This is a genomic window from Arthrobacter sp. Y3222053 (genome assembly GCF_059092805.1).
Genome location: NZ_JBNHIA010000002.1, coordinates 464,997 through 490,493, shown reverse-complemented (window position 1 = coordinate 490,493; position 25,497 = coordinate 464,997). Strand labels below are relative to the sequence as shown.

The window sequence follows — 25,497 nt, the reverse complement described above, 5'->3', positions numbered from 1 at the left end:
AATGTATCCCGCGCCATGTGACGCCCGCAACAGCGGTGTGCGTAAAGCGCACAATTGTGCAGTTTGTGAACACCCGGTAGCGTGGGCGGTGCCCGCCACCGGGCCTGGAAGGAGAACCGTGAGCACCACCACCGAGTCCTGGCTCGTCGGACTGATCGGCGAGGGAATCACCGCCTCGCTCACCCCGCCCATGCACGAGCGCGAGGCCGCCGAGCAGGGCCTGCACTATCTGTACCGGCCCGTGGACCTCACGGTGTCGGGCCGGGCCGGCATCGACGTCGGCGACCTGCTGCGCTGCGGGCGGGACCTGGGCTTCAATGCCTTCAACGTGACCCATCCGTGCAAGCAGCTGGTCCTGGAGCACCTGGACGAGGTCTCCGACGACGCCGCGGCCCTGGGTGCCGTCAACACGGTCCTGATCCGCGACGGCCGCTTTGTCGGGCACAACACCGACCACTCCGGGTTCGGAACGGCCCTGTCCACCGGCCTTCCGGGCGCGCCCCTGGACCAGGTGGTCCAGCTCGGGGCCGGCGGGGCCGGCGCCGCGGTGGCCTACGCGCTGCTCAAGGCCGGTGCGGGCACGCTGTCCCTGACGGACCTCGACTACGACCGGGTCCGGGAACGTGCCGCCGCGCTGGCCGGGCTGTTCCCCGACGCAGTGGTCCGGGCGGTGCGGCCCGAGGACCTCCCCGCGGCCCTGGCCTCCGCCGACGGTTTCGTCCAGGCGACGCCGGTGGGAATGCATTCGCATCCGGGAATGCCGGTGGATCCCGCCCTGCTGCGCCCGGAGCTCTGGGTGGCTGACGTGATCTACCGCCCGGTCCGTACCCAGCTGATCGAGGCGGCCGATGCCCTCGGCTGCCGCGTCCTCGACGGCGGCCACATGGCGGTGGGCCAGGCAGTGGACGCCTTCGAGCTCATCACCGGCATCCGCCCCGACGCCGCCCGGATGCGCGCCCACTTCCTCGACATGATTGACCGCGGGCTCTAGGCCCGGAACGGAAAGCGAAACGATGCGCACCTCCATTGCCACGGTCTGCCTCAGCGGCACCCTCGAAGAGAAGCTGCACGCCTGCGCCGCCGCGGGCTTTGACGGAGTGGAGATCTTCGAGCAGGACCTGCTGGTTTGCCCCCTCAGCCCGGAGGAGATCCGGGACCTGGCCGCCGGGCTTGGCCTGAGCCTGGACCTGTACCAGCCCTTCCGGGACTTCGAGGGCGTGGACGAGCAGCTCCTCGCGGGCAACCTGCGCCGTGCGGAAGCCAAGTTCGCGCTCATGAACCGGCTGGGCATCGACACCCTGCTGGTGTGCAGCAACGTGGCCACGGCAACCATTGACGACGACGCCGTGGCCGCCGCCCAGCTGCGCCGCCTCGGTGAGCTGGCAGCCGGATACGGGATCCGTCTGGCCTACGAGGCGCTGGCCTGGGGGCGTTTCGTCGACGACTTCGAGCATGCCTGGCGCATCGTCGAGCTCGCGGACCACCCCAATGTGGGCACCTGCCTGGACAGCTTCCACATCCTGTCCCGCGGCTGGGACCCGGCGGCAATCGAGCGGATTCCCGCCGCGAAGATCTTCTTCGTCCAGCTGGCCGATGCCCCGGAGCTGTCCCTGGACGTGCTCTCCTGGAGCCGGCATTACCGTGTCTTCCCGGGTGAAGGGGCCTTCGACCTGGCCGGGTTCATGGGCCACCTGGTCCGCAGCGGCTATGACGGGCCGGTCTCCCTGGAGGTGTTCAACGACGTCTTCCGGCAGGCCGCCGTCGACCGCACCGCGGTCGACGCGATGCGTTCGCTGATCTGGCTTTCGGAACGGACCTCCCTGCACCTCGCCGGCAGCGACGGCGGTGCCGGCGCGGGCCGGATGAGCCTGGCCACGCTGCCGGGCGTCGAGGAACCGCACGCCGTGAGCTTCGCCGAGGTCACTTCCGGTGACCCGGAGCCCATCCGCACCCTGCTGTACCAGCTGGGCTTCACCTCCCGGGGCCGCCACCGCAGCAAGCCGGCGGAGCTGATGACCCAGAACCAGGCCCGCGTGGTGATCAGCACCGGACGGCAGCCGGACCGCGAGGCCGGGCTCTCGGCACTCGGGCTGGACGTTGCCGACGCCGTGGCGGCGGCCTCCCGGGCGCTGCAGCTGCAGGCGACTCCCGTTCCGCGCCGCAGCCAGGCCGGCGAGCAGGTGCTGCAGGCCTTTTCCGCGCCGGACGGAACCGAGATCTTCCTGTGCCCGGCAACGGCGGGCGAGCCGGCCTGGGCCCGGGAGTTCGGCCCCTCCGCCCCGGAGACGGCGCCGGGGACGATCACCGGCATCGACCACGTGAACCTTTCGCAGCCCTGGCAGCACTTCGACGAGGCCGTCCTGTTCTATGAGTCCACCCTGTCGCTGGCCCCGCGCCCCAGCGAGGAGGTGCCCAGCCCCATGGGGCTGGTGCGCAGCCAGGTGATGCGCAGCCGCAGCGGAGCAGTCCGCCTGGCCCTGAACATCGCCCCGCCGGTCTTCGACGGCGCCGGCGACGGCTCCGGATACCCGCAGCATGTCGCCTTCGGCTGCACCGACATCGTGGCGGTGGCCCGCACCGCCGTCGAGCGCGGCCTGGAGTTCCTGCCCATTCCGGCGAACTACTACGAAGACCTCGCCGCCCGGTTCGACCTCGATCCCGCGCTGCTGCGGACCCTGCAGGAACTCAACCTGCTGTACGACCGCGACGCCGAGGGCGAGTTCCTGCACTTTTACACCTCGACCGTGGGGAACCTCTTCTTCGAGGTGGTCGAACGCCGCCCCTCCTACGAGGGGTACGGCGCGCCCAACGCGGCCGTTCGGCTGGCCTCCCAGTACCGGCGCTCGGGTGTCCGGCAGGCCGCTGCAGGCCCGGTTCGGTAACATCGCCTTCGAGGGGGCCGCGCCGGTTCCGGGAAGCAGCAGGGGGAGTGCATGGCCGGGGACCAACGGAGCTGGTACGTCAAGAGCGTCGAAAAGACGTTCGCCGTGCTGGACGCCTTCACTGCCGAGTCCCCGCGGCTGAGCGTCAGCGATGTTGCTGCGGCCGCGGACCTCAGCCGGGCCGCGGCACGCCGGTTCCTGATGACGCTGGCGGAGCTGGGCTACGTGCGCCTGCATGAGGGCCGGTACGAACTGGCTCCCCGCTCGCTGAGCATCGGTTCGTCCTTCCTCTCCGGCCTGACCCTGCCGGCGGTGGCCGAACCGCACCTGCGTGCCCTGGCCTCGGACCTGATGGAAACGACGTCCCTGTGCGTCCTCGACGACACCCGGATCGTGTACGTCGCCCGGGTGATTTCACCGCGGCTGGTGAATGTCTCGGTGAATGTCGGCACCTCCTTCCCGGCCTGGGCCACGTCCATGGGGCGGGTGCTGCTGGCCGGCCTTGAGCCCGCGGACCTGCAGGACCGGCTCGCCCGCAGCGACATCCGCCCGTACACCGCCCGCACCGTGGCGTCGGCGGAGCAGCTGCGCAGCGAGCTCGACGTCGTCCGCAGGCAGGGCTGGTCCGTGGTCCGGGCGGAACTGGAGGAGGGCCTGAGCGGCGTCGCCGTTCCGGTGCGGCTCGGCAGCCGGGTGGTGGCTGCCGCAAATGTCTCCCTCCACCGGCACCGGGGCACCGAGGCCGTCGAGACCGTGGTGCTGCCCCGGCTGCGTGAGGCGGCCGCAAAGATCAGCGCCGACTACGGCATCCGGCCCCCCGCTGCGCAGCCTGGCTGACCAGCGCAGCCTGGACTATTTTGCGCAGCCGGGCGAACCGGCGCCGGACAGGGGAAGGCCCTGCGGCGCGGGGACGCCCCCGCCCCGCAGGGCACCCGTCCGCATCCACCCCTCAGGATCAGGACGCGTAGTCGCTGGCGTTGTACAGGTTCAGCTTCAACGCGGCCGCCACCTGGGCGACGGCGTGCCGGCCCCGCACGCTGTTGCCTGCCGGATCCAGCGGAGGGGAGAAGCCTGCTATGGCGAGGACTCCCGGCATGACGGCGAGCACGCCGCCGCCCACGCCGGACTTGCCCGGCAGGCCCACTTTGTAGGCCCAGTCGCCCGAGGCGGTGTACAGGCCCTCCATCGTCATTTCGGCGAGCATGGGCGGCACGAACGACGGATCCGAGATGACCTTCTTTCCGGTCACCGGGTTGGTTCCCCGTGCCGCGATGGTCGCCCCCATGGTCGCCAGGTCCACGGCCGTGACCAGCGTGGAGCACTGCCGCGTGTACACCTCGCAGGCCTCCATCGGATCTGAGTACATCGTTCCGGCCGAGTACATGAGCCAGGCGATCGCGCGGTTGTGGAAGTTGGTCGACTGTTCCGAGTCGTTCACGGCGTCGCTCAGCGAGATCTGCCGGCCCGCGAAGTCGCTCTGGGTCTGCAGGATCTTCTGCCAGCGGTCGCCGGGGGAATCCGCCTGGATCAGTGACACCGTCGCCATCGCGCCGGCGTTGACCAGCGGCGACTGCGGTTTGCCTTCATGCAGCGTCAGCGCGATGACCGAGTTGAACGGCTCGCCGGTCGGGTCGGCGCCGATCTTGTCGTGGAAGGACTGCAGCCCCACGTCCTCCATGCAGCGCGCCATGGAAAACACCTTGGAAATGGACTCCAGCGCGAACTCGAACCGGGTGTCTCCGGCCTCGTACACATCGCCGTCGACCGTCACCACCGCCACCCCGAACAATGCAGGGTCAACGGAGGCCAGATACGGAATGTAGCTGGCGTTGGCTCCGGCGGTGTCGTTCACGTGGTCCGCATGGGCCGTCCGGACGGCATTTTCGATGGCCTCTCTGGATGGCTTCATGTCGCTGAACTCCCGCCTGCCGCCGGCCCGGGCCGGCGCCGCAGCCGCGGCCGCTGCCGCCCGCCCGACGCCTCCGGGGTCCGTCCGCCGCTGTCGGATACCGGCCGGGGCGCGTCGTCGGTGCCGGACGGGGCCTTCGCGCCGGTACGGGATCGTTCTCCGCTGAGGAACTCATCGGAGAGGGTGCTGGTGGGCACCGAGGAGTCGTTCACGGTGCCCGGGTGCTTGCCCTCCAGCTGCCAGGTGAACGGCACGAACTCGCTGTCCGGGTCCCGCCAGTGCGGCTTGCGGAAGGCATAGATCACGAAGGCCAGGGCCACCATGACCACGGCGGCGCCGACCAGGATGCCGACGTACAGCTCCGGGGAGCCGACCGCGATCTGGTCCGGCGGTATGAAGCTGAAGGCGAAGGCCATCAGCGAACCCAGGAAACCGACGCCGCCCACGATCCACATGCCGACGTCGCCGCCCGGCACCTTGTAGGGCCGGGGCCGGTGCGGCTGGCTGTACCGGAGATAGATCGCCGCGGCGAACATCAGCAGATACATGATCAGGTAGAGGATGACGGTCAGCTGGCTGAGGATCTGATAGGCCGCCTGGACCGAGGGCAGCACCACGTACACCACGCCCAAGGCGGTCACGAGCAGTGCCTGGAAGAGCAGGATGTGCGTGCCCATGCCGTGCTGGTTGGTGTGTTGCCAGAACCGGGGCAGATACCCCGCCTTGGCGACGGCGAGAAGGCCGCTGGACGGACCGGCCACCCAGGTCACCACGCCGGCCAGCACGCCGAGCAGGAGCATCGCGGCGATGATGGGCCCGGCCCAGCCGATGCCCGCCCACTCGAACATGTCGTTGTAGCTCGTCAGGAGGCTCTGCGTGAGGTTAATGTCGGCCTGCGGCACCACGAAGGCGATGGCCAGCGTGCCGAGGACGAAGATCACGACCGTTCCAGCGGCGGCGATGAGCACCGCCAGCGGGTAGCTGCGGGTGGGGTTCTTCACGTCCTTCACATGGATGGCGTTCATTTCCATGCCTGCGTAGAACAGGAAGATGCTGGCTGCCAGCACCACGTTGGAGAAATTGCTGAAGTCCGGTATCAGCTCGTTCCATCCGGTCTGGATCTGCAGCCGGTTTCCGGAGAACAGATAGGCGAAGCCGAGCACGATCAGGATCGCGGCCGGAATCAGCGTGCCCACGATGCCGCCCCACTTGGCGACCCGGGAAAAGGCGCCCGCGCCGCGGAAGGCAATGAAGGTGGCCAACCAGTAGACCACCAGGACCACGGCCAGGACGAAGGCCTTGTTGCCGGAGAGCTGCGCATCGAGGTTTTGGTTCGTTCCGGTATAGGCAAGTGACACTGCGCCGAAGGTCAGCACGGTCGGAAACCAGATGGACACCTCGATGAAGAGCATGAACATGGCGAGGAACGCCCAGCGGGCGCCGAACGCCTCACCGACCCATCGGAACACGCCGCCCGTTTCGGGCCATCCCGTCGCCAGCTCCGCCGCGACGATGGACACCGGAATCAGGAACACGACCGCGGCCAGGACGTAGTAGAAGATGGAACTCAGCCCGTATTCGGCTTCTGCCGGCAGGCCGCGCAGGGAGACGATGGCGACGATGTTCATCACGGCGAGCGCGCCGATCGAGATGGTCGCCGTTCGTTTGGCCCGTGCCTGCCGGTCAGTCGATGCAGTGGAATCGCTCATTCCACTCACCTCCAGGGTTTAGTGGTGGAAGCCGGGGTGGGCCGCTTCCGTGGGCATGGGCGCCGAGAGGTTCTCCAGGTATGCGGTTTCGGTGCGGATGTCCTCCAGCAGGCTGGAGGCCAGGTCCATGCTGAGTCCATTGCGCACCACGATCCGCTCGACCGTGAGGTTGGAGAGGTCATCCGGCATCGGATAGGCGGGCACGAGCCAGCCCTTGGACCGCAGCCGTTCCGCGAGGTCGTAGAGCGTCCACTTGTCGGTGTGGCCCTGCTTCAGCCGCCAGGCGAAGACGGGAATGTCGGAGCCGTCGTTCCACAGTTCGAAGGGACCGATCTCCGCGATTCCGTGCGAGAGGAACAGCGCCACGTCCTGTGAGGTCTGCTGCACCTGGCGGTAGCCGTCACGGCCCAGCCGCAGGAACAGGTAGAACTGCAGCACCACCTGGGCGCCGGGCCGGGAGAAGTTGAGGGCGAAGGTCGGCATGTCGCCGCCGAGGTAGCTGACGTAGAAGATCAGGTCCTCGGGCAGCCACTGCCGCTCCCGCCAAACCACCCAGCCGAGGCCCGGATAGACGAGCCCGTATTTGTGCCCCGAGGTGCTGATTGAGTGCACCCGTTCGAGCTGGAAGTCCCAGGTGAGGTCCGGCTGCAGGAACGGCGCGATCATCCCTCCGGAAGCGCCGTCCACGTGGATGGGAATGTCCAGCCCCGTCGAGGCCTGGATCTCGTCGAGCTTCGCGGCGATCTGCTGCACGGGCTCATACATGCCGGTGTAGGTCACGCCCATGATCGCGACGACGCCGATGGTGTTCTCGTCGACGTAGTTCTCCAGCCCGTGCCCGTCGAGGCACTTGTGCTCCTCGCTGATGGGCACCAGCCGGGGCTCGATGTCGAAGTAGTTGCAGAACTTCTCCCAGCACACCTGCACCGCCGAACTCATGACGAGGTTCGGCTTCTCGGTGGACTTCCCTTCGGAACGGCGCTTGTGCTGCCAGAGCCGCTTGAAGGCCAGGCCGCCCAGCATGCAGGCCTCGGAGGAGCCGACCGTCGAGGTGCCGATCGTGCCCTGCGGGTCAGGGGAGTGCCAGAGATCGGCGAGGATCTTCCAGCAGTACTGCTCAATGGCGGCGGTCTGCGGGTACTCATCCTTGTCGATCATGTTCTTGTCGTAGGTTTCGGAGTACAGCCGGTCGGCGTGGTCGTCCATCCAGGTGCTGACGAACGTGGCGAGGTTCAGCCGGGCGTTGCCGTCCAGCATGGTCTCGTCATGGACGATCTGATAGGCGGTTTCGGGCAGCATCTGCCCGTCCCGCAGTGAAAACTTCGGTGCGACGGTTTCCTCGCCCGGACGGGCGAAGACGGGGTTGACGGTGAGGAAGTCCCTCTGGCCGTTCTGGGATTCTCCGGCTTGCGGCATGGTCTTTGACCTCCAGTTCAGTGTCCCCAACTGACACCTCGCCGCGGTGCGCGGCGGCGGTCCTAGATTCCCCAAGGGCAGCGCGCAGTGCCGACTATACGCGCGGCCGAAAGGCCAATACCAGACAACGCAACGGTTCCGGAGGCGGGCGCCGTGAGACGGTACGGGCGGCCTCCGTCCCACCCCGGCAACCTGCGGGGGACGTGGGCGCCGCCGGTGCCGGACCCGTTGAGGTCCGCCCGCGCGCGGGCGTAGCCTGAACGGCAATACCGGCTCCGGCCCCGCCGGCAAAGGCACCGCTTCCGCATACCCAGGAGGAACCCATGGCTGGACTTTCACGGCGCGACCGCTTCGAGCTTCCGGAGCCCGTGCGGCGCTTCTTCGAGGGGGACTGGGACGTCGCTTCCGCCTTTCCCATCGAGGAGTACAGGGACGGACAGGCGCTCGTTGTCCGGGCCGACCTGCCGGACATTGATCCGGAAACGGATCTGGACGTCACCGTGGCGGACGGCGTGCTGCGCATCCATGCCGAGCGCCGGGAGGAGAGCAGCCGCCGGGGCAGGGAGGGCTACCGGTCCGAATTCCGGTACGGCTCCATGACCCGCGAGATCCGGCTGCCGCAGGGCGCGTCAGCGGACGACGTCGCCGCCTCCTACCGCGACGGTGTCCTGGAGGTCCGGGTACCGCTGCCCCCGACCGGGGACACCGGGCGGAAGGTGCCGATCACCAGGAGCTGACCTTCGACGCCGGGAGGCGCGCATGACGCAGGGCACCGGGTCCGGGAGCGCCCGAGGCGGCAGCCCGCCGTCGGGCGTCGGCCGGGACGGCGGAACGGGCCGATCGGGCTCTCCGGGGCGCGGGGCCGGCAGTCCCGCCTGGCTGGTGACCGCGGTCCTCGCCTGCGGCGGCATCGTGGTGTCGCTGGAAAAGACGGCCGTGGTGCCGCTGCTGCCGGAGTACCCGCGGGTCTTCGGCGTCAGCAGCGATGACGTGTCCTGGCTGGTGACCCTGACGCTGCTCAGCGCCGCGGTGGCCACACCGATCGTGTCCAAGCTGGCCGACATGTTCGGCAAGAAGCGCATGCTGCTCATCAGCATGGCGGCGATGGTGGCCGGAGGATACGCCGCAGCGCTCGGAGGCACCTTCGAATGGGTGCTCGCCGGGAGGACCCTGCAGGGCTTCGCCGGAGCGGTGATCCCGGTGGGCATCAGCATCCTGCGCGACGCCCTGCCGCAGCGCCGGATTGCCGCCGCCGTCTCCCTGATGAGCGCGAGCTTCGGCATCGGCAGCGCCCTGGGGCTGCCGATGGCCGGGCTCATCTATGAGCGGCTGGGCTGGGAGGCCACGTTCTGGGTCGTGGCGACCATCGCCGCGGTGCTGGTGGCTGCGGTCTTCTTCTGTGTGCCGGAGTCCCGGGTCCGCACCCCGGGACGGTTCGACTGGACCGGAGCGGTGCTGCTGTCAGCTGCCATGACGGCCCTGTTGCTGGCCATCACGAAGGGCGGGGTCTGGGGATGGGGGAGCGGGCCGATCCTGGGGCTGTTCACCGCGGCGGCCGTCCTGCTGGCGCTGTGGTTTCCGCTGGAGCTGCGCATCGGCGAGCCCCTGGTGGATCTGCGGACCTCGGCCCGGCGGCCGGTGCTGCTCACCAATGCCGCCACGATCCTCGTCGGATTCTCCATGTACGCGAACATGCTGGTGACCACCCAGCAGCTGCAGCTGTCGCCGGAGACGGGGTACGGGTTCGGGCTGAGCGTGCTGGCGGCGGGGCTGACGATGATCCCATCGGGCCTGGCGATGGTCGCCGCCGCCCCGCTGTCGGCACGGATCACCAACCGGCACGGGGCGCGCCTGACGCTGGTGGTGGGCTGCGCGGTGATGGCCGCGGGCTATCTCTCCCGGGTTGTGCTGCTGCACTCCGTGCCGGGCATCATCACCGGCGCCGTCGTCGTCTCCGTCGGCACGGCCATCGCGATGTCCGCCATGCCGACGCTGATCATGTCCAACGTGCCCCTGACCGATACGGCGGCCGCCAACGGCGTGAACACGCTTTTGCGGTCGGTCGGCACCTCCACCTGCAGCGCCACCGTCGCCACCGTGCTGGCGGCGCTCACGGTACGAATCGACGGCGACGTTTTCCCCGGCGTCGACGCCTTCCGGCTGATCTTCCTCCTGGCCGGGGCGGCCGCGCTGGCGGCCACCGGGATCTCCTGCCTGGTGCCCGCGCCGGCCCGGCGGGAGGCAACCCACCCGGAGCTGCACGCTGTGCCCGCCGCCCCGGCAGCCGGAAAACAGGAGGTCATGGTCACCGGCGTCCTGCGCGCGTCCGATGGAACCTCCGTTTCCGGCGGCACCGTCTCCGTCCTGTCCATGGACGGTACGCAGGTGGACTGGGACCGCGCCGACGACGGCGGGCGGTATGCCGTCGTCCTGCCGGGGGAGGGGCGTTACCTGTTCGTGGCCGGCCAGCACGGCTGGCGGCCCGTGTCCGAGGTCGTCACGGTTCCCGGCAGCGATACGGAACGCGACATCCGTTTCCAGCGGCGGCTGATGCTCAGCGGAACGGTGGCCCACGCCGGCCGGCCGCTGGCGGACTGCCTGGTGGTGCTCGGCCGCCCCACCGAGGCCGTCACCGCCGCGGCCCGCTCGGACCGAGCGGGCCGCTACGAACTGCCGCTGCCCCGTCCCGGAACCTACATCCTGGCTGTGGTGGAGCCGGACGGAGCGACCACGCACACCCGGCGGGTGGTCTTGCCCACATCCGATCCCGTGATCGACGTGGAGTTCGGAGCCGAAACACCGCAGACGGGGCTGCAGATCTAGGTCTTCCCGGGGCGGGGCGGGCGGTCCCCGCTTTGGCCGATGAAGGCCCAGGGCATAGGATTTCGACTGCGCCGAGCCGCCTGCAGCCCCGCTGCCAGGTCTCTTCCGCCGCCCTGTCCCGCCCGCCGGGGCCCGGCCCCGGAGCGCGGCGGCGCATGAGCCCTCCAGAGCGCCTGGGCCGGCCCATGCCCGCGGAATCGTATCCTTCTTGAGTTAGGTAACCGGTGGACCTCACCCTCATGGTCGCGCTCGTGATCGCGTTGGCGCTGCTCTTTGACTTCACCAACGGCTTCCACGACACCGCCAATGCCATGGCCACTCCGATCGCCACGGGTGCGATCAAGCCGAAGACCGCCGTCGCCCTCGCGGCGGTGCTCAACCTGGTGGGCGCCTTCCTGTCCACGGAAGTGGCCAAGACGATCTCCGGCGGTCTGATCCGGGAAGGCGAAGGAGGCATCCAGATCACGCCGGTGATGATCTTCGCCGGGCTGCTCGGGGCGATCATCTGGAATCTGCTGACCTGGCTGCTGGGCCTGCCCAGCAGCTCCTCCCATGCCCTGTTCGGCGGCCTGATCGGCGCGGCCGTGGTGGGCGCCGGGTTCGGGGCCGTGGACTATTCGGTGCTGATGTCCAAGGTGATCCTGCCCGCCCTGCTCGCCCCGGTGATCGCCGGAACCGCAGCGTATCTGTGTACCAAGCTGGCCTACGCCGTCACCCGGCGGTCGGATCCGGACGGCGCGAAGCTGCCCCGCCGCCGCGGCGGCTTCCGGCACGCGCAGGTCTTCTCCTCCTCGCTGGTGGCCCTGGCGCACGGCACCAACGACGCGCAGAAGACCATGGGCGTCATCACCCTGGTACTGATCGCCGGCGGGTTCCAGGCGTCCGGCAGCGGGCCTGTCACCTGGGTCGTCGCGGCCTGCGCGATCGCCATCGCCGCGGGAACCTACGCCGGGGGCTGGCGCATCATCCGCACCATGGGCTCCGGCCTGACCGAGGTGAAGCCGGCGCAGGGCTTCTCCGCCGAAACCAGCACCGCGGCCGCCATCCTGGCCTCGTCCCACCTGGGCTTCGCGCTGTCCACCACGCAGGTGGCCAGCGGCTCGGTGATCGGCTCGGGCCTCGGCCGCAAGGGAGCAACGGTGCGGTGGGGCACCGCCCGCAGGATCGCCGGCGGCTGGCTGCTGACGCTTCCGGCAGCTGCGGCGATCGGTGCCGCGGCGGCGGCGGTTGCCGCTTCGCTGGGGGTGGTCGGCGTTGCCATTGACGCAGTTGTCGGCGGCGGAATCATGCTCGGCATCTTCCTGTACTCCCGCCGCAGCCGCGTCGGCTCCGATAACGCGATCAGCGACATCGACGCCGCCGGGGACGTCGTGAAGATCAAGCGCCGGCGCCGCGGGCGCAGCAAGGCCGCCAGGGCACACGCCGCAGCGGCCGCGGAAACAGATCAGGCCGTTGGAGCCGTGCCGGCCGCCGACGGCGCAGGACGGGCTTCGGGCAGCGCCCGGGCAACCACGGAGGCTGACGAAAAGTGAACATCGACTGGCTGTCTTTCCTGATCGTCGCCGTCGCGACGCTGCTGGCCTCGCTGACCGTCGTCGGCCTGTTTTCCCTGGGGGTACGGCTGAGCGCGGTGGCCACTGATCCCGAAGACCCGGCGACGCCGCAGCGCACCCTCGCCCTGGCCCGGGCCGGCTCCTACGCCTGCTTCGCCGTGTCGGGGGCGGCGGTGCTGGCCGGGATCTACCTCATCGTTCCCGCGCTGCACGGCTGAGGCCCGGCAGGCGGGGGCAGGACAAAAGGCAGGGGACCTTCTCCGTCATGGAGCAGGTCCCCCGCCTTCTGTCACAGGTTCCCGGTGCGTCCGGCGGTGTCAGTTCCGCCCGGCGGCGTACTCGGGGTAGTCGGTGTAGCCCTCCGGGCCGAAGGCATAGAAGGTGCTCCGGTCCGGGGCGTTCAGCGGCAGGTCATCGCGCCAGCGTCGCACCAGGTCGGGGTTCGCGAGCGCCGGCCGGCCGACGACGACCGCGTCGCACAGGCCCTGGTCCATCATCCCGAGGGCCTCGTCCCGGGTGGTCTCGACGCCGAAGCCCGAGTTCAGCAGGACCGGGCCGTCAAAGCGGCGGCGCAGTTCCTGGACCAGGGGCCCGGCGGGGTCGCTGTGCAGGATGCTCAGGTAGGCGGGCTTCAGCGGCGTGATGGCGTCCACCAGGGTGCCGTAGGTGGCCAGCAGGTCCTCCGGATCGGTTTCCAGGGCGTCCTGGACATTGTGCTCGGGGGAGATGCGCAGGCCTGTCCGCTCAGCGCCGATCTCCTCCGCGACGGCCCGGTAGAGCTCGATCACGAAGCGCGCCCGGTTCTCCGGCGAGCCTCCGTAGCCGTCCGTGCGCAGGTTGGCGGCGGGGGAGAGGAATTCGTGCAGCAGGTAGCCGTTGGCACCGTGCAGCTCGACGCCGTCGAACCCGGCCTCCACCGCATTGCGGCAGGCGGCCACGAACTCCGTGATAATCTGCGGGATTTCGTCGGCGGCCAGGGCCCGCGGCACCGGATAGGGCTGCTTGCCCTCATAGGTGTGGGTCAGGCCGTTGATGGCGACGGCGCTGGGCGCCAGCACTTCGCGCCCCCCGTTGATGCCCGGGTGCGTGACCCGGCCGGAGTGCATCACCTGGGCGTAGATCCGCCCGCCGGCTGCGTGCACGGCGTCCGTGACGTTCCGCCAGCCGGCCACCTGCTCTTCCGTCACCAGGCCGGGCTGGCCGGTGAAGGCCTGGCCGGCGAAGCTCGGGTACGTTCCCTCGCTGATGATCAGGCCGAGGGATGCGCGCTGGCGGTAGTGCTCGGCCACCATGGGCCCGGGGACGCCGTCGCGGCCGCTGCGCATCCGGGTCAGCGGGGCCATTACCAGCCGGTTGGACAGCTCCACGGAGCCGACGGTGAGGGGGGAGAACAGGTTCATGCAGGGCCTTCCTTTCAGACGGCACGCCGATGTGCGCGGCCGTCGTGGGTACGAAAGCCGCAACCACGCAGGGGCCCCGGTCTATTCCGGTGCGGTTTGCGCCCCGGGCCCTACCGGTTTTCGCGCAGCATGTTGGTGATCCGGGCGGTGGACAGCCGCCGGCCCTGCTCATCGGTCATGACCACCTCGTGGGTGGTCAGCGTGCGGCCCAGGTGCAGCGCCGTCGCCGTTCCCGTCACCAGCCCTGAGGACACCGAGCGGTGGTGGGTGGCGCTGATCTCGATTCCGACGGCGTGGCGGCCCGGGCCGGCGTGCAGGCCGGCGCCGAAGGACCCCAGGGTCTCGGCGAGCACCAGGTGCGCGCCGCCGTGCAGGATGCCGGCAACCTGCTCGTTGCCCTCCACCGGCATGGTGGCCACGAGCCGCTGCGGCGACATCTCCAGGAAGCGGATGCCCATCCGCTCCACCAGGTTGCCCACGCCGTGGGCCGCCAGCCCGGCGTGCAGCTCGGGGGGAACCCCTGCCTCCGTCAGCTGGCTCACATACGGGTTCTCGGGCGTGCCGGAGGCCTCATCGGCCGGCGTGAAAATGTCCTTCATGGCCACTAGGCTTGCAGTTGTGAGTGAAACAACCAAACCGGCCGCAGAAACCGTTCCGGACAGCAGCATCAAGTCCGCCCAGGCCCTGGGGACGGTGTCCGACGGCGGACGGAACCGCCTGCTCGTCATCGACGGGCATTCCATGGCGTTCCGGGCCTTCTACGCCCTTCCCGCCGAGAACTTCTCCACCGACACCGGCCAGCACACCAACGCCGTCTACGGCTTCACGTCCATGCTGATCAACCTGGTCAAGCAGGAGCAGCCCACCCACCTCGCCGTGGCGTTCGACCTGGACACCCCCACGTTCCGCTCCGAGGAATACACCGAGTACAAGGCCGGCCGGAACAAGACGCCTGAGGAGTTCCACGGTCAGGTGGACCTGATCATCAAGGTCCTCGAAGCCATGAACATTCCCACGCTCACCGTCGACGGCTTCGAGGCCGACGACATCCTGGCGACCCTCGCCGAGCAGGCCGCAGCCAAGGACTGGGACGTCATGGTGGTGTCCGGAGACCGCGACGCCTTCCAGCTGGTCAATGACCGGGTGACCGTCTTCTACCCGAAGAAGGGCGTCTCCGACCTGCCCCGGATGGACGCCGCCGCCGTTGAGGCCAAGTACCTGGTGCCGCCGCACCAGTATTCGGACCTGGCTGCGCTCGTCGGCGAGACGGCCGACAACCTGCCCGGCGTTCCCGGCGTCGGGCCCAAGACCGCCGCCAAATGGATCAAGATCTACGGCGGGCTCGAAGGCATCATCGAGAACCTCGACAGCATCAAGGGCAAGGTCGGCGACTCGCTGCGGGCCAATATCGAGGGCGTCAAGCGCAACCGGCGGCTTAACCACCTGCTGCGCGACGTCGACCTTCCGGTCGACCTCGATGCCATGACCGCACGCCGCCCCGACCGCGACGCCGTCGAGGAGCTTTTCGACGCACTGCAGTTCAACGCGCTCCGCAAGCGCCTTTTCGACATGTACGGCGAGGAGGAGCAGGCGCAGCAGCCGGGCTTCGAACCGCCGGCCCACCAGGTGATCACCGGGGCTGCCGAGCTCACCGCCTGGATCAACTCCACAAACCAGGCCAAGACGGCCCTCCAGCTGATCGTCGAGGGAACCGGCGCCGCGGCCGACACCGTGGCGTTGGCCCTGGTGACCGACGAGGCTTCGGCCCTCGTGCCGTTGACCCGTCTCGACGCCGACGCCGAGAAGGTCCTCGCCGCGTGGCTTGAGGACCTTGACGCGCCGAAGGTCGTGCACGACTTCAAGGCCGCCTACAAGGCGCTGGCGGCCCGAGGCCTGCGGCTGGCCGGCGTGGTCGACGACACCATGATCTCCGGCTACCTCATCCAGCCCGACCGGCGCAGCTACGACCTGGCCGGCCTGGCCCAGCACCACCTGAAGGTGGCCCTGGGTGCGGCTCCCGAGGCGGACAACCAGCTCGCGCTTCCCCTCGGAGATGAAGCAGAGGATGAGGCGGCAGCCTCGGCGGCCGTCCTGAACGGCTATGCCGCCCTCCAGCTCAGCGACCACTTCGGCGGCCAGCTGCTCCAGCGTGGCGCCAACCAGCTGCTGGGCGGCCTCGAGCTGCCGCTGGCCCGGGTGCTCGGTGACATGGAGATGGCCGGCATCGCCGTCTCCCGCGACAAGCTGGAGCGGCTGCTCGATGACTTCAGCGCGACGATCAGCAATGCCAGCTCCGAGGCGTTCCGGATCATCGGCAAGGAGATCAACCTCGGCTCGCCCAAGCAGCTGCAGGCCGTCCTGTTCGACGAGCTGGGCCTGCCCAAGACCAAGAAGATCAAGACCGGCTACTCCACCGACGCCGACGCCCTGGCGGACCTGATCGTCAAGACGGGCCACCCGTTCCTGGAGCAGCTGCTGGCTTTCCGCGACGCCTCGAAGCTGCGCTCCACGGTGGAGGGCCTGCACAAGTCGGTCGCCGACGACGGGCGGATCCACACCACGTACACGCAGACCATCGCCGCCACCGGCCGGCTGTCCTCCGTGAACCCCAACCTGCAGAACATTCCCATCCGCTCCGAGGAAGGCCGGCGGATCCGCGAGGTCTTCGTCGTCGGCGAGGGCTACGAGCAGCTGCTCACCGCGGATTACTCGCAGATCGAAATGCGGATCATGGCCCACCTCTCCGGGGATGAGGGCCTGATCGAGGCGTTCCGCAACGGCGAGGACCTGCACCGCTTCGTGGGCTCGCACATCTTCAACGTGGCGCCGGAGGAAGTCACCAGCGCCATGCGGTCCAAGGTCAAGGCGATGTCCTACGGCCTGGTCTACGGGCTGAGCTCCTTCGGCCTGTCGAAGCAGCTGGGCATCCCGGTGGACGAGGCCCGGACCCTCATGCGGGACTACTTCACCCGCTTCGGCGCGGTGCGGGACTACCTGCGCGGCGTCGTCGAGCAGGCCCGCAAGGACGGTTTCACCTCCACCATCGAAGGACGCCGCCGCTACCTGCCGGACCTGTCCAGCGACAACCGGCAGCTGCGGGAGATGGCTGAACGCGCCGCGCTGAACGCGCCCATCCAGGGTTCCGCCGCGGACATCATCAAGCGTGCCATGCTGGGCGTGGACACCGAGCTGCGCGCGCAGGGCCTGAAGTCCCGCATGCTGCTCCAGGTGCACGATGAACTGGTGCTCGAAGTGGCGGCCGGTGAGCGCGAGACTGTTGAAGCCCTGGTGCGCGAACAGATGGCCGGAGCGGCCGACCTGTCCGTGCCGCTGGACGTCTCGGTCGGCGCGGGCATCAGCTGGCACGAGGCCGGGCACTAACCGGATCGGCGCCTGAACCGAGAGGAAGCGGAACATGGGGGAGAGCACCACGGATCCGGACGGCGGGGGCGGCGCACTGCGGCTCGTTTCGTTCGCGCCTGGCCTGGACGACGCCGGGCAGGCGGCCGATGAGCGTACCCGGAACTGGTTCGACGCCGTCGACTTCGGCTTCCATGAGGAGCGCACCGAAGAGTCACGGCTGCCGGAGCTGATCCGGGCCTATCAGCGCGACGGGCGGACCCTGACTGCGGTCTACGACGACGCCGCTCCCGAGCACGCGTGGGATCCGGCCGTTCCGGTGGGCACCTATGCCTCGATGGTGAATGACCTGAACGTCGGCGGAACGCTGCTGCCCGCGCATCTGGTGACGGCGGTGACCGTGCGGCCCACCCATCGCCGCCGCGGCATCCTGCGCCGGATGATCACCACGGACCTGGCAGCGGCCAAGGCCGCGGGCCTGCCTCTGGCCGCGCTGACCGCGTCGGAAGCCACCATCTACGGCCGCTTCGGCTTCGGGGCGGCGACCTCCACGGCGGAGATCCAGGTCGACACCCGCGGGGGCCTGGACTTCGGGGCCCCCGCGGCGGGCACCGTGGCGGTGGCCGACGCCGGCAAGCTGCAGGCCCTGGCGCCCGGGATCTTCCGGGCCCACCTGCAGCGGACCTTCGGTGCCCTGGGCCGGCAGCACAGCTACGCGCTGCGCGCCTCCGGTGCCTGGGGCCAGGAAAGCACCGAGCCGGACAAGGGCGTGCGCGGCGTGATCCGCTACGACAGTGACGGTGTTCCCGACGGGTACGCCGCCTACAAGTCGCTCGGCTGGCAGACCGAGCCGCACACCGTGAAGGTGATCGACCTGGTGGCGGCCGGCGACGAGGCCTACCGGGAGCTGTGGCGCTACCTCGGCGCCGTGGACCTCGTCGAGCGGGTGACGTTCGGCGTGGCGCCGGTGGAGGACCCGCTGCCGTGGATGCTCACGAACCGGCGCCGCTACCGGGTGACGGGCGTCGACGATGTGCTCTGGCTGCGTGTGCTGGATGCCCGGAGCGCGCTTCAGGCCCGGGGGTATTTCGGTGACGGCGCGGTGGTCCTGGACGTCTCCGATCCCCTGGACCACGCCGCCGGCAGCTGGCTCCTCGAGGTGCGCGGCGGCACCGCAGCCGTCAGCCCGGTCGCCGACGGGGACCGGGCTGACGTTCCGCGGGCCGCGCTGGACGTTTCGGCGCTCGGCTCCCTGTACCTCGGTGCGGTCAGTGCCCGCACCCTGGCCTGCGCCGGCGGCATCCGGGCCGGGGCGGACGCCCTGGACATGCTGGACACCCTGTTCAGTGCCGGCCCGGCGCCGTACTGCAGCACGCACTTCTAGTCGGAGCGGGAGCGTATCGGGGCGCAGTCCCGGTGCCCGGGTAGTCCTTTGCCCGCCGCCTTTGACCTGAGTTGGAGGCTGCGGCTAGACTGAACGGGCGCTTTATTAGGCGCATGTCAGTTCCAATCCTGTCCATCTTCCGGACAAGCACACATCGTCCTGGCGCTTCAAAGGCAGTCCGCTGCCGTGCGGCGGCGGTGGATGTTCATCCGGAAAATATTCATAACTTCCACATCGGAGTCCCAACTACATGACCATCACCACCACCGAGAAGTCCGGCACCCCGCAGGTCGCCATCAACGACATCGGATCTGCCGAAGACTTCCTCGCCGCCATTGACGCGACCATCAAGTACTTCAACGACGGCGATCTCGTCGAGGGTACTGTCGTCAAGGTTGACCGCGACGAAGTCCTGCTCGACATCGGTTACAAGACCGAAGGTGTCATCCCCTCCCGCGAGCTTTCCATCAAGCACGACGTTGATCCCGGCGAAGTTGTTTCCGTCGGCGATCAGGTCGAGGCCCTGGTGCTCACCAAGGAGGACAAGGAAGGCCGCCTGATCCTCTCCAAGAAGCGCGCGCAGTACGAGCGTGCCTGGGGCGACATCGAGAAGATCAAGGAAGAGGACGGCGTCGTCACCGGCACCGTCATCGAGGTTGTCAAGGGTGGCCTCATCCTCGACATCGGGCTGCGCGGCTTCCTGCCGGCATCCCTGGTGGAGATGCGTCGTGTGCGTGACCTGGCTCCGTACATCGGCCAGCAGATCGAAGCCAAGATCATCGAGCTGGACAAGAACCGCAACAACGTTGTGCTGTCCCGCCGTGCCTGGCTCGAGCAGACCCAGTCCGAGGTCCGCTCCACGTTCCTCAACAAGCTCGAGAAGGGCCAGGTCCGTCCGGGCGTCGTCTCCTCGATCGTCAACTTCGGTGCCTTCGTGGACCTGGGCGGCGTCGACGGCCTCGTGCACGTCTCCGAGCTGTCCTGGAAGCACATCGACCACCCCTCCGAGGTCGTCGAGGTTGGCCAGGAAGTCACCGTCGAGGTCCTGGAAGTCGACCTGGACCGCGAGCGTGTCTCCCTGTCCCTGAAGGCCACCCAGGAAGATCCCTGGCAGACCTTCGCCCGCACCCACGCCCTGGGCCAGGTTGTTCCGGGCAAGGTCACCAAGCTCGTTCCGTTCGGTGCGTTCGTGCGCGTCGAAGACGGCATCGAGGGCCTGGTGCACATCTCCGAGCTGGCCGTCCGCCACGTGGAGCTGGCCGAGCAGGTTGTCTCCGTGGGCGACGAGCTGTTCGTCAAGGTCATCGACATCGACCTCGAGCGTCGCCGGATCTCCCTGTCGCTGAAGCAGGCGAACGAGGGCGTCGATCCCGAGGGCACCGAGTTCGATCCGGCTCTGTACGGCATGGCCGCGGAGTACGACGAGGCCGGCAACTACAAGTACCCGGAGGGCTTCGATCCGGAGTCCAACGAGTGGCTCGAAGGCTACGAGGCACAGCGTGCCGCTTGGGAGCAGCAGTACGCTGACGCCCAGGCCCGCTGGGAGGCTCACAAGAAGCAGGTCGCACAGCACGCGTCCGAGGACATGGGCGGCGCTGCTGACGCTGTCGAGGGTGGCACCAGCTACTCCTCCGAGCCCGTCTCCGAGTCGAACGCCGGCACCCTGGCCTCCGACGAGGCCCTGGCTGCTCTGCGCGAGAAGCTGACCGGAAACTAGGTTTCCTTCTCCGGCCCCGGCCGGAAGCCAAGGCGGGTCCCCACTTCGGTGGGGGCCCGCCTTTGTCATGTCCCGCGTAACCGGGGCCCCGGGTGCCTTTGCCGCCGGTAGACTCCCGGGGAACGTACAACCAGGGTCAGGGGGACACAGTGGGGGAGCCGCAGTACCCAAGGGAACCGGGGCAGCAGGCATCGGCGCAGCGGACCGGGTTCGGCGGCGCAGCTTCTCCGGGGCCCTCGGCCGGGCCTTACTCCGTCCCGCCGGCCGGCGGCCCCGCTGCATACCCGGGCCCTCCTTTCCGCCCCTACCCCGTGCCGCCCGGGGGCCCCTGGGCCTGGGCCGCCCCGCCACCCGGCCAGCAGCGTCCGGGCAGGGAGCCCCGCCGCCTGCGCGGCGCCCTGCTGTGGAACCTGGTCGCAGCGCACCTCGTGTGGTTCGCGGTGCTGTCCCTGAACTGGGGCTGCGCGGCCTACCTGGGCTTCAGCGCGGCGCTGAGCAACCCCAATGAGGACTACTCCGCCGTCATGGACTATGTCCGATTTTCCTTCGCGGGCCCCCTGGCGGCCCTGGCGGCGGGCTGGATGGTCGCGGGGCCTGCACTTGCACTGCGGCGGGCCCGCCCGGCGGTCTGGGCCCTGTGCGTCCTCGTGTACGGCTGGACGGTGCTCTGGCTGGGCGTCAGCGTCCGCGCGTTGATGCTGTTGTGACTGTTTCGCAGGCGGCTTCCTGAAGCTGCCTGCGGCCAGCCGCCCAGGACCGCCTGACCGTTAAGTGGAGCGTGGGACGCCCCGGTGTTCCGGGACGTCCCACGCGGCTTGGGCCCTCGGGCTAGGCGGATTCCCGCACGACGAGGGAGATCGGCAGCCGGGTGATGCGCTGGGCCGGCCGGCCCTCGATGAGGTCGACCAGGACCTCCGCCATTTTCTCGCCCAGGGTGGAGATCGGGTGGTGGACGGTGGTCAGGGCCGGCGTCACGCTCGTGGCGAAGTAGTCGTCGTCGAACCCGACCACCGCGATGTCCTCGGGAACGCGCAGCCCGTGTTCCTGGATGACCTCCAGCGCTCCGGCGGCCATCTGATCATTCGCGGCGAACAGGCCGTCCAGCGGTTTCCCGCGGGCCAGCAGCCGGCGCATCGCAGCCGCCCCTGAGGCCACGGTGAAGTCGCCGTACTCGACCAGGGCGTCGTCGAGCCCCGCATCCCGCAGGACCGTCTGCCACCCGGCCAGCCGGTCGACGCCGGGCGGCATGTCCTGCGGCCCGGCGATCGTGGCAACGGCCTGCCGTCCCGTTTCGACCAGCCGCCGGGTGGCGGCCTGTGCACCCTCCTCGTTGTCGACCTCCACGTAGCAGCTGTCCCGGTGGTTGACGAGCGGGCGTCCGGCAAAGACGATCGGCAGCGAGTCGTTCAGGTGCTCCCACGAATGGTCCCCGCTGTGGTGGGAGACCACCAGCACCCCGTCGACGTTGCCGCCCATCAGGTAGCGCCGGGTCTTCTCCGGGTTCGCCTCCGAGGAGGTGACCATGTTCAGCATGTAGTCGGTGGTGTTGAGGTACTTCGCGACCCCTTCCACCACAGTGGCGAAGAAGGGGTCGGCGAAGACCTTCGACGTGGACTCCGGCACCAGCAGCGTCACCGTATAGGTCCGGCGGCTGGCGAGCGTCCGCGCCGCCCGGTTCGGCACATAGTTCAGCGTCTTGACCGCCTGCTGGACCGTACGGACAAGCTCCGGCGCCACGGATGGGGAGCCGTTGACCACGCGGGAGACGGTGGCCCGTGACACGCCGGCCAGGGCGGCCACCATCTCCAGTGTGGGGGCCGGCCGCGCCTGGCCGGTGTCAGCAGCCATTGTGGCCTCCATGTCGCGTTGGGTGTCGGTGCCGGCCCACGGGGTATCCCGGCATCCAGTGTAGTTTCACTCAGCCGACCGGCGCGGGGGCGGCTTCGCGCCCCTCGCTGTCGGTGTCCCCGGCGGTGCCGCTGCGGACGGCGGCAGCGAGCCGGCTGTAGGCCAGCCCGCTGTCCTTGACGGTGCGGACCTGCGTCTCATAGTCCACGTGCACGACGCCGAACCGCCGGCTGTAGCCCCAGGACCATTCGAAGTTGTCCAGCAGGGACCAGACGAAGTAGCCGCGGACGTCGGCTCCTGCCTCAATGGCCCGTCCCACCGCATCGATATGGTCGAGGATGTAGGCGGTGCGTTCCGGATCATGCACCGCCCCGTCTTCGCTCACCGCGTCCTCATAGGCCGCCCCGTTTTCCGTCACGTACAGCGGGGGCAGCGACGGGTACTCCTCGCCGAGCCGGACCAGGAGTCTGCGCAGCCCGTCCGGGTTCACTTCCCAGTCCATTGCCGTCCTGGGCAGGCCGCGGCTCGGGAAGGTGATGTGCTCGGCGCCGATCCAGGGCGACGCCGTCGGACGGCCGGAGCCGCCGCCGTGCCCATCGGCGCCGCTGGTGTCCGGATGGCCGCTGATCTGGTCGTCGTGGTAGTGGTTGACGCCCAGGAAGTCGATGGGCGCGCCGATGAGCTGCATGTCGCCCGGCTGGATGACCTCGTGCAGGCCGAATGGTTCAAGATCGCGCAGGGTGTCCTCCGGGTAGGCGCCGCGCAGGATCGGATCGAGGAAGATCCGGTTCTGCAGCGAGTCGAAGAGGCGGGCCGCCTCCAGATCCACCGGATCCTCGGGATCGCGCGGAATGGAGTTGCTCAGGTTCAGGGTGATGCCGAGCTGCTCGGCGCCGAGGGCGCGCAGTTCGGTGACTGCCATGCCGTGGGCCAGGTGCTGGTGGTGCACGGCGGCGATGGCTGCGCGGGGCTCCTGCCGTCCCGGGGCGTGGACGCCTGAACCGTAGCCCAGCAGCGACGAGCAGAACGGCTCGTTGAAGGTGGTCCAGTGCCGGACCCGGTCGCCCAGCACGGCGTGGACGTCCTGGGCGTATTCGACGTACCGGTACGCGGTGTCGCGGCTGGCCCAGCCGCCGGCTTCCTCCACGGCCTGGGGCAGGTCCCAGTGGTACAGGGTCAGCCAGGGGAGGATCCCGGCGTCGAGCAGTTCGTCGACGAGCCGGGAGTAGAAGTCCAGCCCCTTGCGGTTGACCGGGCCGCCGCCGGGGCGGACGCGGGCCCAGCTGGTGGAGAAGCGGTAGGAGTCAAGGCCCAGTTCCTTCATGAGGGCCACGTCCTGGGGCATGCGGTGGTAGTGGTCCGCCGCGGTCGCCAGGGTATCGCCGTTCATGATGTTGCCGGGAGTGCGGGCGAAGGCGTCCCAGACGGAGTCCTCCTTGCCGTCCTCCCAGGCGGCGCCTTCGACCTGGGCGGCCGCGGTGGCGGATCCCCAGATGAAGCCTGCCGGGAAGTTCCTGGTCTCGGGGGTGTTGTTCGTCATTAGCCCTTCACTGCTCCCTGCATGATTCCGGATATAAGTTGTTTGCCTGCCAGCACGAAGAGCACGAGCAGGGGGATGGTGGCCAGCACCGCGCCGGCCAGCACGATGGAGAAGTCCACATAGTGCGATGACTGCAGCTGGCTGAGCGCCACCTGGAGGGTCGGGTTGTTCGGCAGGACCAGCAGCGGCCACATGAAGTCCGTCCACGCGGTCATGAACGTGAACAGGCCCAGGATGGCCATGGCCGGCCGGGCCGCGGGCAGCGCGACGTGGCGGAAGGTGCCGAACATGGTGGCGCCGTCCATTCGGGCGGATTCGATCAGCTCATCGGGAATGACGTCCACCAGGTACTGCCGCATGAAGAAGACCCCGAAGGCCGTGACAAGGCCGGGCACGATAACCGCGCCGAGCTCGCCGGTCCAGCCGAGTTTCTGCATGACCATGAACAGCGGGATGATGCCCAGCTGGGTGGGGATGGCCATGGTGGCGATCACCGCGACCATCAGCACGCCGTTGCCCTTGAAGCGCAGCTTCGCGAAGGCGTAGCCGGCCAGCGTGGAGAAGATGACCACGGAGAGCGTGACGGTGCCGGAGATGATCAGGCTGTTGGCCAGCGCCTTCCAGAACGGCACCGAGTCGAAGACCTCGGCGGCGTTGTTCCAGAAGTTGCCGCCGGGCCACAGGGGCGGCCAGTCGGAGCCCAGCGCGGCGTTGGAACGGCTGGCGATGACGGTGGACCACCACAGGGGATATGCCGAACCGAACAGGAAGGCCAGCAGGATCCCGTAGGTCAGGAAGCCCGGCCGGCGGGCGGACCCGAACGAACGGCTCCTGCGCCGCTCGCGGGCCGGCTTGCCCGATCCTGAGCCGACTCCGGTGCCGGGGACGGCCCGGGCCTTTTGCAGGACAGTCATCGTGGGCTCCTTGCGGGACGGGGTTTCCTGGAATCGGAGGTGGCGATCTTCTTGGAAATCAGGAAGTTCACGATCCCCACCAGGATGATGATCAGGAACAGCAGCCATGCCACCGCGGAAGCCTTGCCGAAGTTCGACCGCTGGAAGCCCATCTCCCAGAGGAAGAGGACGGTGGTCATGAACTGGCCCTGCGTGCCGCCTGCGTTGGCGGGGTCGAACAGGCGCGGCTCGGCGAAGATCTGCAGCCCGCCGATGGTGGACGTGATGACCACGAAGATCATCGTGGGCCGAATGCTGGGCAGCGTGATGCTGAAGAAGCGCCGGAAGGAGCCGGCCCCGTCGAGGGCCGCGGACTCGTACAGGTCACGGGGCACGGCCTGCATCGCCGCGAGCAGGATCAGGGCGTTGTAGCCGGTCCAGCGCCAGTTGACCATGGTGGCAATGGCGAAGTGGCTGGCAAAGGTGTCGTTCAGCCAGCGGACGGGCTCCATGCCGAAGTTGTCCAGGAGATTGTTGATCAGCCCGTTCTGCTCGTTGAACATGTTCGTGAAGATCAGGGCTACGGCCACCGGCGTCACCACGTAGGGCAGCAGCACCGACATCCGCCAGAACGTCTTGGCCCGCAGGTGCTGGTCCAGGATCGCGGCGAGGAAAACGGCGACGATCAGCTGGGGAATGGCTGAGAGCAGGAAGATCGAAAAGGTGTTGAACAGGGAGTTCCAGAAGTAGCTATCGGCCAGGACCTCGGTGAAGTTCCGGAGGCCGACGAACTCGCCCTGTCCCTTGAGCAGGTGCCAGTCGTGCAGCGACACCCAGAAGGTGTAGAGGAGCGGAAACAGTCCCGTCACCGCAAACAGCAGGAAGAAGGGGGAGATGTAGAGGTAGGGAGACGCTTTCATGTCCCACCGGGACAGCCGCTGCCGGAAGGTCGGCACCTGCTTGACCGGCGGCCGTGGAACGGTTCGGTTCAGTGTTGTGGTCATGGCAGACTCTTCTGCTCCGCGCGGGGGCCTTCAGCCGTGGCCGAAGGCCCCCGCAGCCG

20 protein-coding genes are annotated in these 25,497 nt (G+C 68.9%); 11 read left to right on the top strand and 9 right to left on the bottom strand.

Annotation, left to right across the window (positions count from 1 at the left end; translation table 11 throughout):
• Positions 1-118: 118 nt before the first annotated feature.
• Genes AC5RUW_RS06480 through AC5RUW_RS06470 form a run of 3 tightly spaced genes read left to right on the top strand, consistent with a single transcriptional unit; the run spans position 119 to position 3,719 of the window.
• On the top strand, positions 119-991 hold the full coding sequence (locus AC5RUW_RS06480) for a shikimate dehydrogenase (protein WP_494159923.1): 873 nt from the start codon (positions 119-121) through the stop codon (positions 989-991).
• 22 nt (positions 992-1,013) lie between these two features.
• Positions 1,014-2,882, top strand: a complete 1,869-nt coding sequence (locus AC5RUW_RS06475; protein ID WP_494159922.1) for a bifunctional sugar phosphate isomerase/epimerase/4-hydroxyphenylpyruvate dioxygenase family protein — start codon at positions 1,014-1,016, stop codon at positions 2,880-2,882.
• 51 nt (positions 2,883-2,933) lie between these two features.
• Positions 2,934-3,719 carry an IclR family transcriptional regulator domain-containing protein gene (locus AC5RUW_RS06470; protein ID WP_494159921.1) on the top strand — a complete coding sequence of 262 codons (786 nt, stop codon included), beginning with the start codon at positions 2,934-2,936 and terminating at the stop codon, positions 3,717-3,719.
• A gap of 118 nt (positions 3,720-3,837) precedes the next feature.
• Here the strand turns inward: AC5RUW_RS06470 and glsA are convergent, their stop codons facing one another.
• From glsA to gad, 3 genes are read right to left on the bottom strand one after another with little or no spacing between them, the layout of a single operon-like run.
• Positions 3,838-4,791 carry a glutaminase A gene (gene glsA / locus AC5RUW_RS06465; RefSeq protein WP_494159920.1) on the bottom strand — a complete coding sequence of 318 codons (954 nt, stop codon included), beginning with the start codon at positions 4,789-4,791 and terminating at the stop codon, positions 3,838-3,840.
• Positions 4,788-6,500, bottom strand: coding sequence for a glutamine/gamma-aminobutyrate antiporter GadC (gadC, locus tag AC5RUW_RS06460; protein ID WP_494159919.1), 1,713 nt, complete (start codon positions 6,498-6,500; stop codon positions 4,788-4,790). Before gadC ends, glsA begins: the two co-directional genes overlap by 4 nt.
• Positions 6,501-6,518: 18 nt before the next feature.
• Positions 6,519-7,916, bottom strand: coding sequence for a glutamate decarboxylase (gene gad, locus AC5RUW_RS06455; RefSeq protein ID WP_494159918.1), 1,398 nt, complete (start codon positions 7,914-7,916; stop codon positions 6,519-6,521).
• Between the two features lie 323 nt (positions 7,917-8,239).
• Between gad and AC5RUW_RS06450 the strand changes: the two genes are divergently transcribed.
• From AC5RUW_RS06450 to AC5RUW_RS06435, 4 genes are all read left to right on the top strand, one after another.
• Positions 8,240-8,653, top strand: a complete 414-nt coding sequence (locus AC5RUW_RS06450) for an Hsp20/alpha crystallin family protein (RefSeq protein ID WP_494159917.1) — start codon at positions 8,240-8,242, stop codon at positions 8,651-8,653.
• A gap of 22 nt (positions 8,654-8,675) precedes the next feature.
• Positions 8,676-10,739, top strand: a complete 2,064-nt coding sequence (locus AC5RUW_RS06445; protein ID WP_494159916.1) for an MFS transporter — start codon at positions 8,676-8,678, stop codon at positions 10,737-10,739.
• Between the two features lie 224 nt (positions 10,740-10,963).
• Positions 10,964-12,271, top strand: coding sequence for an inorganic phosphate transporter (locus tag AC5RUW_RS06440; protein WP_494159915.1), 1,308 nt, complete (start codon positions 10,964-10,966; stop codon positions 12,269-12,271).
• Entirely contained in the window at positions 12,268-12,510 is a 243-nt protein-coding gene (locus tag AC5RUW_RS06435; protein ID WP_494159914.1) for a hypothetical protein, read from the top strand. The genes AC5RUW_RS06440 and AC5RUW_RS06435 overlap by 4 nt, the downstream gene beginning before the upstream one ends.
• 99 nt (positions 12,511-12,609) lie before the next feature.
• Here the strand turns inward: AC5RUW_RS06435 and AC5RUW_RS06430 are convergent, their stop codons facing one another.
• Positions 12,610-13,692: an alkene reductase gene (locus AC5RUW_RS06430; protein WP_494159913.1), complete on the bottom strand. Its 1,083-nt coding sequence runs from the start codon at positions 13,690-13,692 to the stop codon at positions 12,610-12,612.
• 110 nt (positions 13,693-13,802) lie between these two features.
• Complete coding sequence (locus AC5RUW_RS06425; RefSeq protein ID WP_494159912.1) at positions 13,803-14,291, bottom strand: hotdog fold thioesterase; 489 nt, start codon at positions 14,289-14,291, stop codon at positions 13,803-13,805.
• Here AC5RUW_RS06425 and polA point away from each other — a divergent pair.
• From polA to AC5RUW_RS06405, 4 genes are all read left to right on the top strand, one after another.
• Positions 14,290-17,073 carry a DNA polymerase I gene (gene polA / locus AC5RUW_RS06420; protein ID WP_494159911.1) on the top strand — a complete coding sequence of 928 codons (2,784 nt, stop codon included), beginning with the start codon at positions 14,290-14,292 and terminating at the stop codon, positions 17,071-17,073. The genes AC5RUW_RS06425 and polA overlap by 2 nt on opposite strands.
• Before the next feature lie 34 nt (positions 17,074-17,107).
• Positions 17,108-18,436, top strand: coding sequence for a GNAT family N-acetyltransferase (locus AC5RUW_RS06415; protein WP_494159910.1), 1,329 nt, complete (start codon positions 17,108-17,110; stop codon positions 18,434-18,436).
• A 250-nt stretch (positions 18,437-18,686) separates the two neighbouring features.
• On the top strand, positions 18,687-20,153 hold the full coding sequence (gene rpsA, locus AC5RUW_RS06410) for a 30S ribosomal protein S1 (RefSeq protein ID WP_494006932.1): 1,467 nt from the start codon (positions 18,687-18,689) through the stop codon (positions 20,151-20,153).
• A gap of 311 nt (positions 20,154-20,464) precedes the next feature.
• Positions 20,465-20,860, top strand: a complete 396-nt coding sequence (locus AC5RUW_RS06405) for a hypothetical protein (RefSeq protein WP_494159909.1) — start codon at positions 20,465-20,467, stop codon at positions 20,858-20,860.
• Between the two features lie 121 nt (positions 20,861-20,981).
• Here the strand turns inward: AC5RUW_RS06405 and AC5RUW_RS06400 are convergent, their stop codons facing one another.
• The 4 genes from AC5RUW_RS06400 to AC5RUW_RS06385 form a co-directional block, all read right to left on the bottom strand.
• On the bottom strand, positions 20,982-22,001 hold the full coding sequence (locus AC5RUW_RS06400) for a LacI family DNA-binding transcriptional regulator (RefSeq protein ID WP_494159908.1): 1,020 nt from the start codon (positions 21,999-22,001) through the stop codon (positions 20,982-20,984).
• A 70-nt stretch (positions 22,002-22,071) separates the two neighbouring features.
• Positions 22,072-23,541, bottom strand: coding sequence for a GH1 family beta-glucosidase (locus AC5RUW_RS06395; protein WP_494159907.1), 1,470 nt, complete (start codon positions 23,539-23,541; stop codon positions 22,072-22,074).
• Entirely contained in the window at positions 23,541-24,455 is a 915-nt protein-coding gene (locus AC5RUW_RS06390; protein ID WP_494159906.1) for a carbohydrate ABC transporter permease, read from the bottom strand. The genes AC5RUW_RS06395 and AC5RUW_RS06390 overlap by 1 nt, the downstream gene beginning before the upstream one ends.
• Positions 24,452-25,438, bottom strand: a complete 987-nt coding sequence (locus AC5RUW_RS06385; RefSeq protein WP_494159905.1) for a carbohydrate ABC transporter permease — start codon at positions 25,436-25,438, stop codon at positions 24,452-24,454. Before AC5RUW_RS06385 ends, AC5RUW_RS06390 begins: the two co-directional genes overlap by 4 nt.
• Between the last annotated feature and the right edge of the window lie 59 nt (positions 25,439-25,497).

What these genes read in the sequence shown, in the direction of transcription:
- AC5RUW_RS06395 (WP_494159907.1), bottom strand. Translation starts at nt 23,541, where the DNA reads ATGACGAACAACACCCCCGAGACCAGGAACTTCCCGGCAGGCTTCATC.
- AC5RUW_RS06385 (WP_494159905.1), bottom strand. Translation starts at nt 25,438, where the DNA reads ATGACCACAACACTGAACCGAACCGTTCCACGGCCGCCGGTCAAGCAG.
- AC5RUW_RS06400 (WP_494159908.1), bottom strand. Translation starts at nt 22,001, where the DNA reads ATGGCTGCTGACACCGGCCAGGCGCGGCCGGCCCCCACACTGGAGATG.
- polA (WP_494159911.1), top strand. Translation starts at nt 14,290, where the DNA reads ATGGCCACTAGGCTTGCAGTTGTGAGTGAAACAACCAAACCGGCCGCA.
- AC5RUW_RS06415 (WP_494159910.1), top strand. Translation starts at nt 17,108, where the DNA reads ATGGGGGAGAGCACCACGGATCCGGACGGCGGGGGCGGCGCACTGCGG.
- AC5RUW_RS06425 (WP_494159912.1), bottom strand. Translation starts at nt 14,291, where the DNA reads ATGAAGGACATTTTCACGCCGGCCGATGAGGCCTCCGGCACGCCCGAG.
- AC5RUW_RS06475 (WP_494159922.1), top strand. Translation starts at nt 1,014, where the DNA reads ATGCGCACCTCCATTGCCACGGTCTGCCTCAGCGGCACCCTCGAAGAG.
- glsA (WP_494159920.1), bottom strand. Translation starts at nt 4,791, where the DNA reads ATGAAGCCATCCAGAGAGGCCATCGAAAATGCCGTCCGGACGGCCCAT.
- rpsA (WP_494006932.1), top strand. Translation starts at nt 18,687, where the DNA reads ATGACCATCACCACCACCGAGAAGTCCGGCACCCCGCAGGTCGCCATC.
- AC5RUW_RS06390 (WP_494159906.1), bottom strand. Translation starts at nt 24,455, where the DNA reads ATGACTGTCCTGCAAAAGGCCCGGGCCGTCCCCGGCACCGGAGTCGGC.
- AC5RUW_RS06445 (WP_494159916.1), top strand. Translation starts at nt 8,676, where the DNA reads ATGACGCAGGGCACCGGGTCCGGGAGCGCCCGAGGCGGCAGCCCGCCG.
- gad (WP_494159918.1), bottom strand. Translation starts at nt 7,916, where the DNA reads ATGCCGCAAGCCGGAGAATCCCAGAACGGCCAGAGGGACTTCCTCACC.
- AC5RUW_RS06470 (WP_494159921.1), top strand. Translation starts at nt 2,934, where the DNA reads ATGGCCGGGGACCAACGGAGCTGGTACGTCAAGAGCGTCGAAAAGACG.
- gadC (WP_494159919.1), bottom strand. Translation starts at nt 6,500, where the DNA reads ATGAGCGATTCCACTGCATCGACTGACCGGCAGGCACGGGCCAAACGA.
- AC5RUW_RS06450 (WP_494159917.1), top strand. Translation starts at nt 8,240, where the DNA reads ATGGCTGGACTTTCACGGCGCGACCGCTTCGAGCTTCCGGAGCCCGTG.
- AC5RUW_RS06430 (WP_494159913.1), bottom strand. Translation starts at nt 13,692, where the DNA reads ATGAACCTGTTCTCCCCCCTCACCGTCGGCTCCGTGGAGCTGTCCAAC.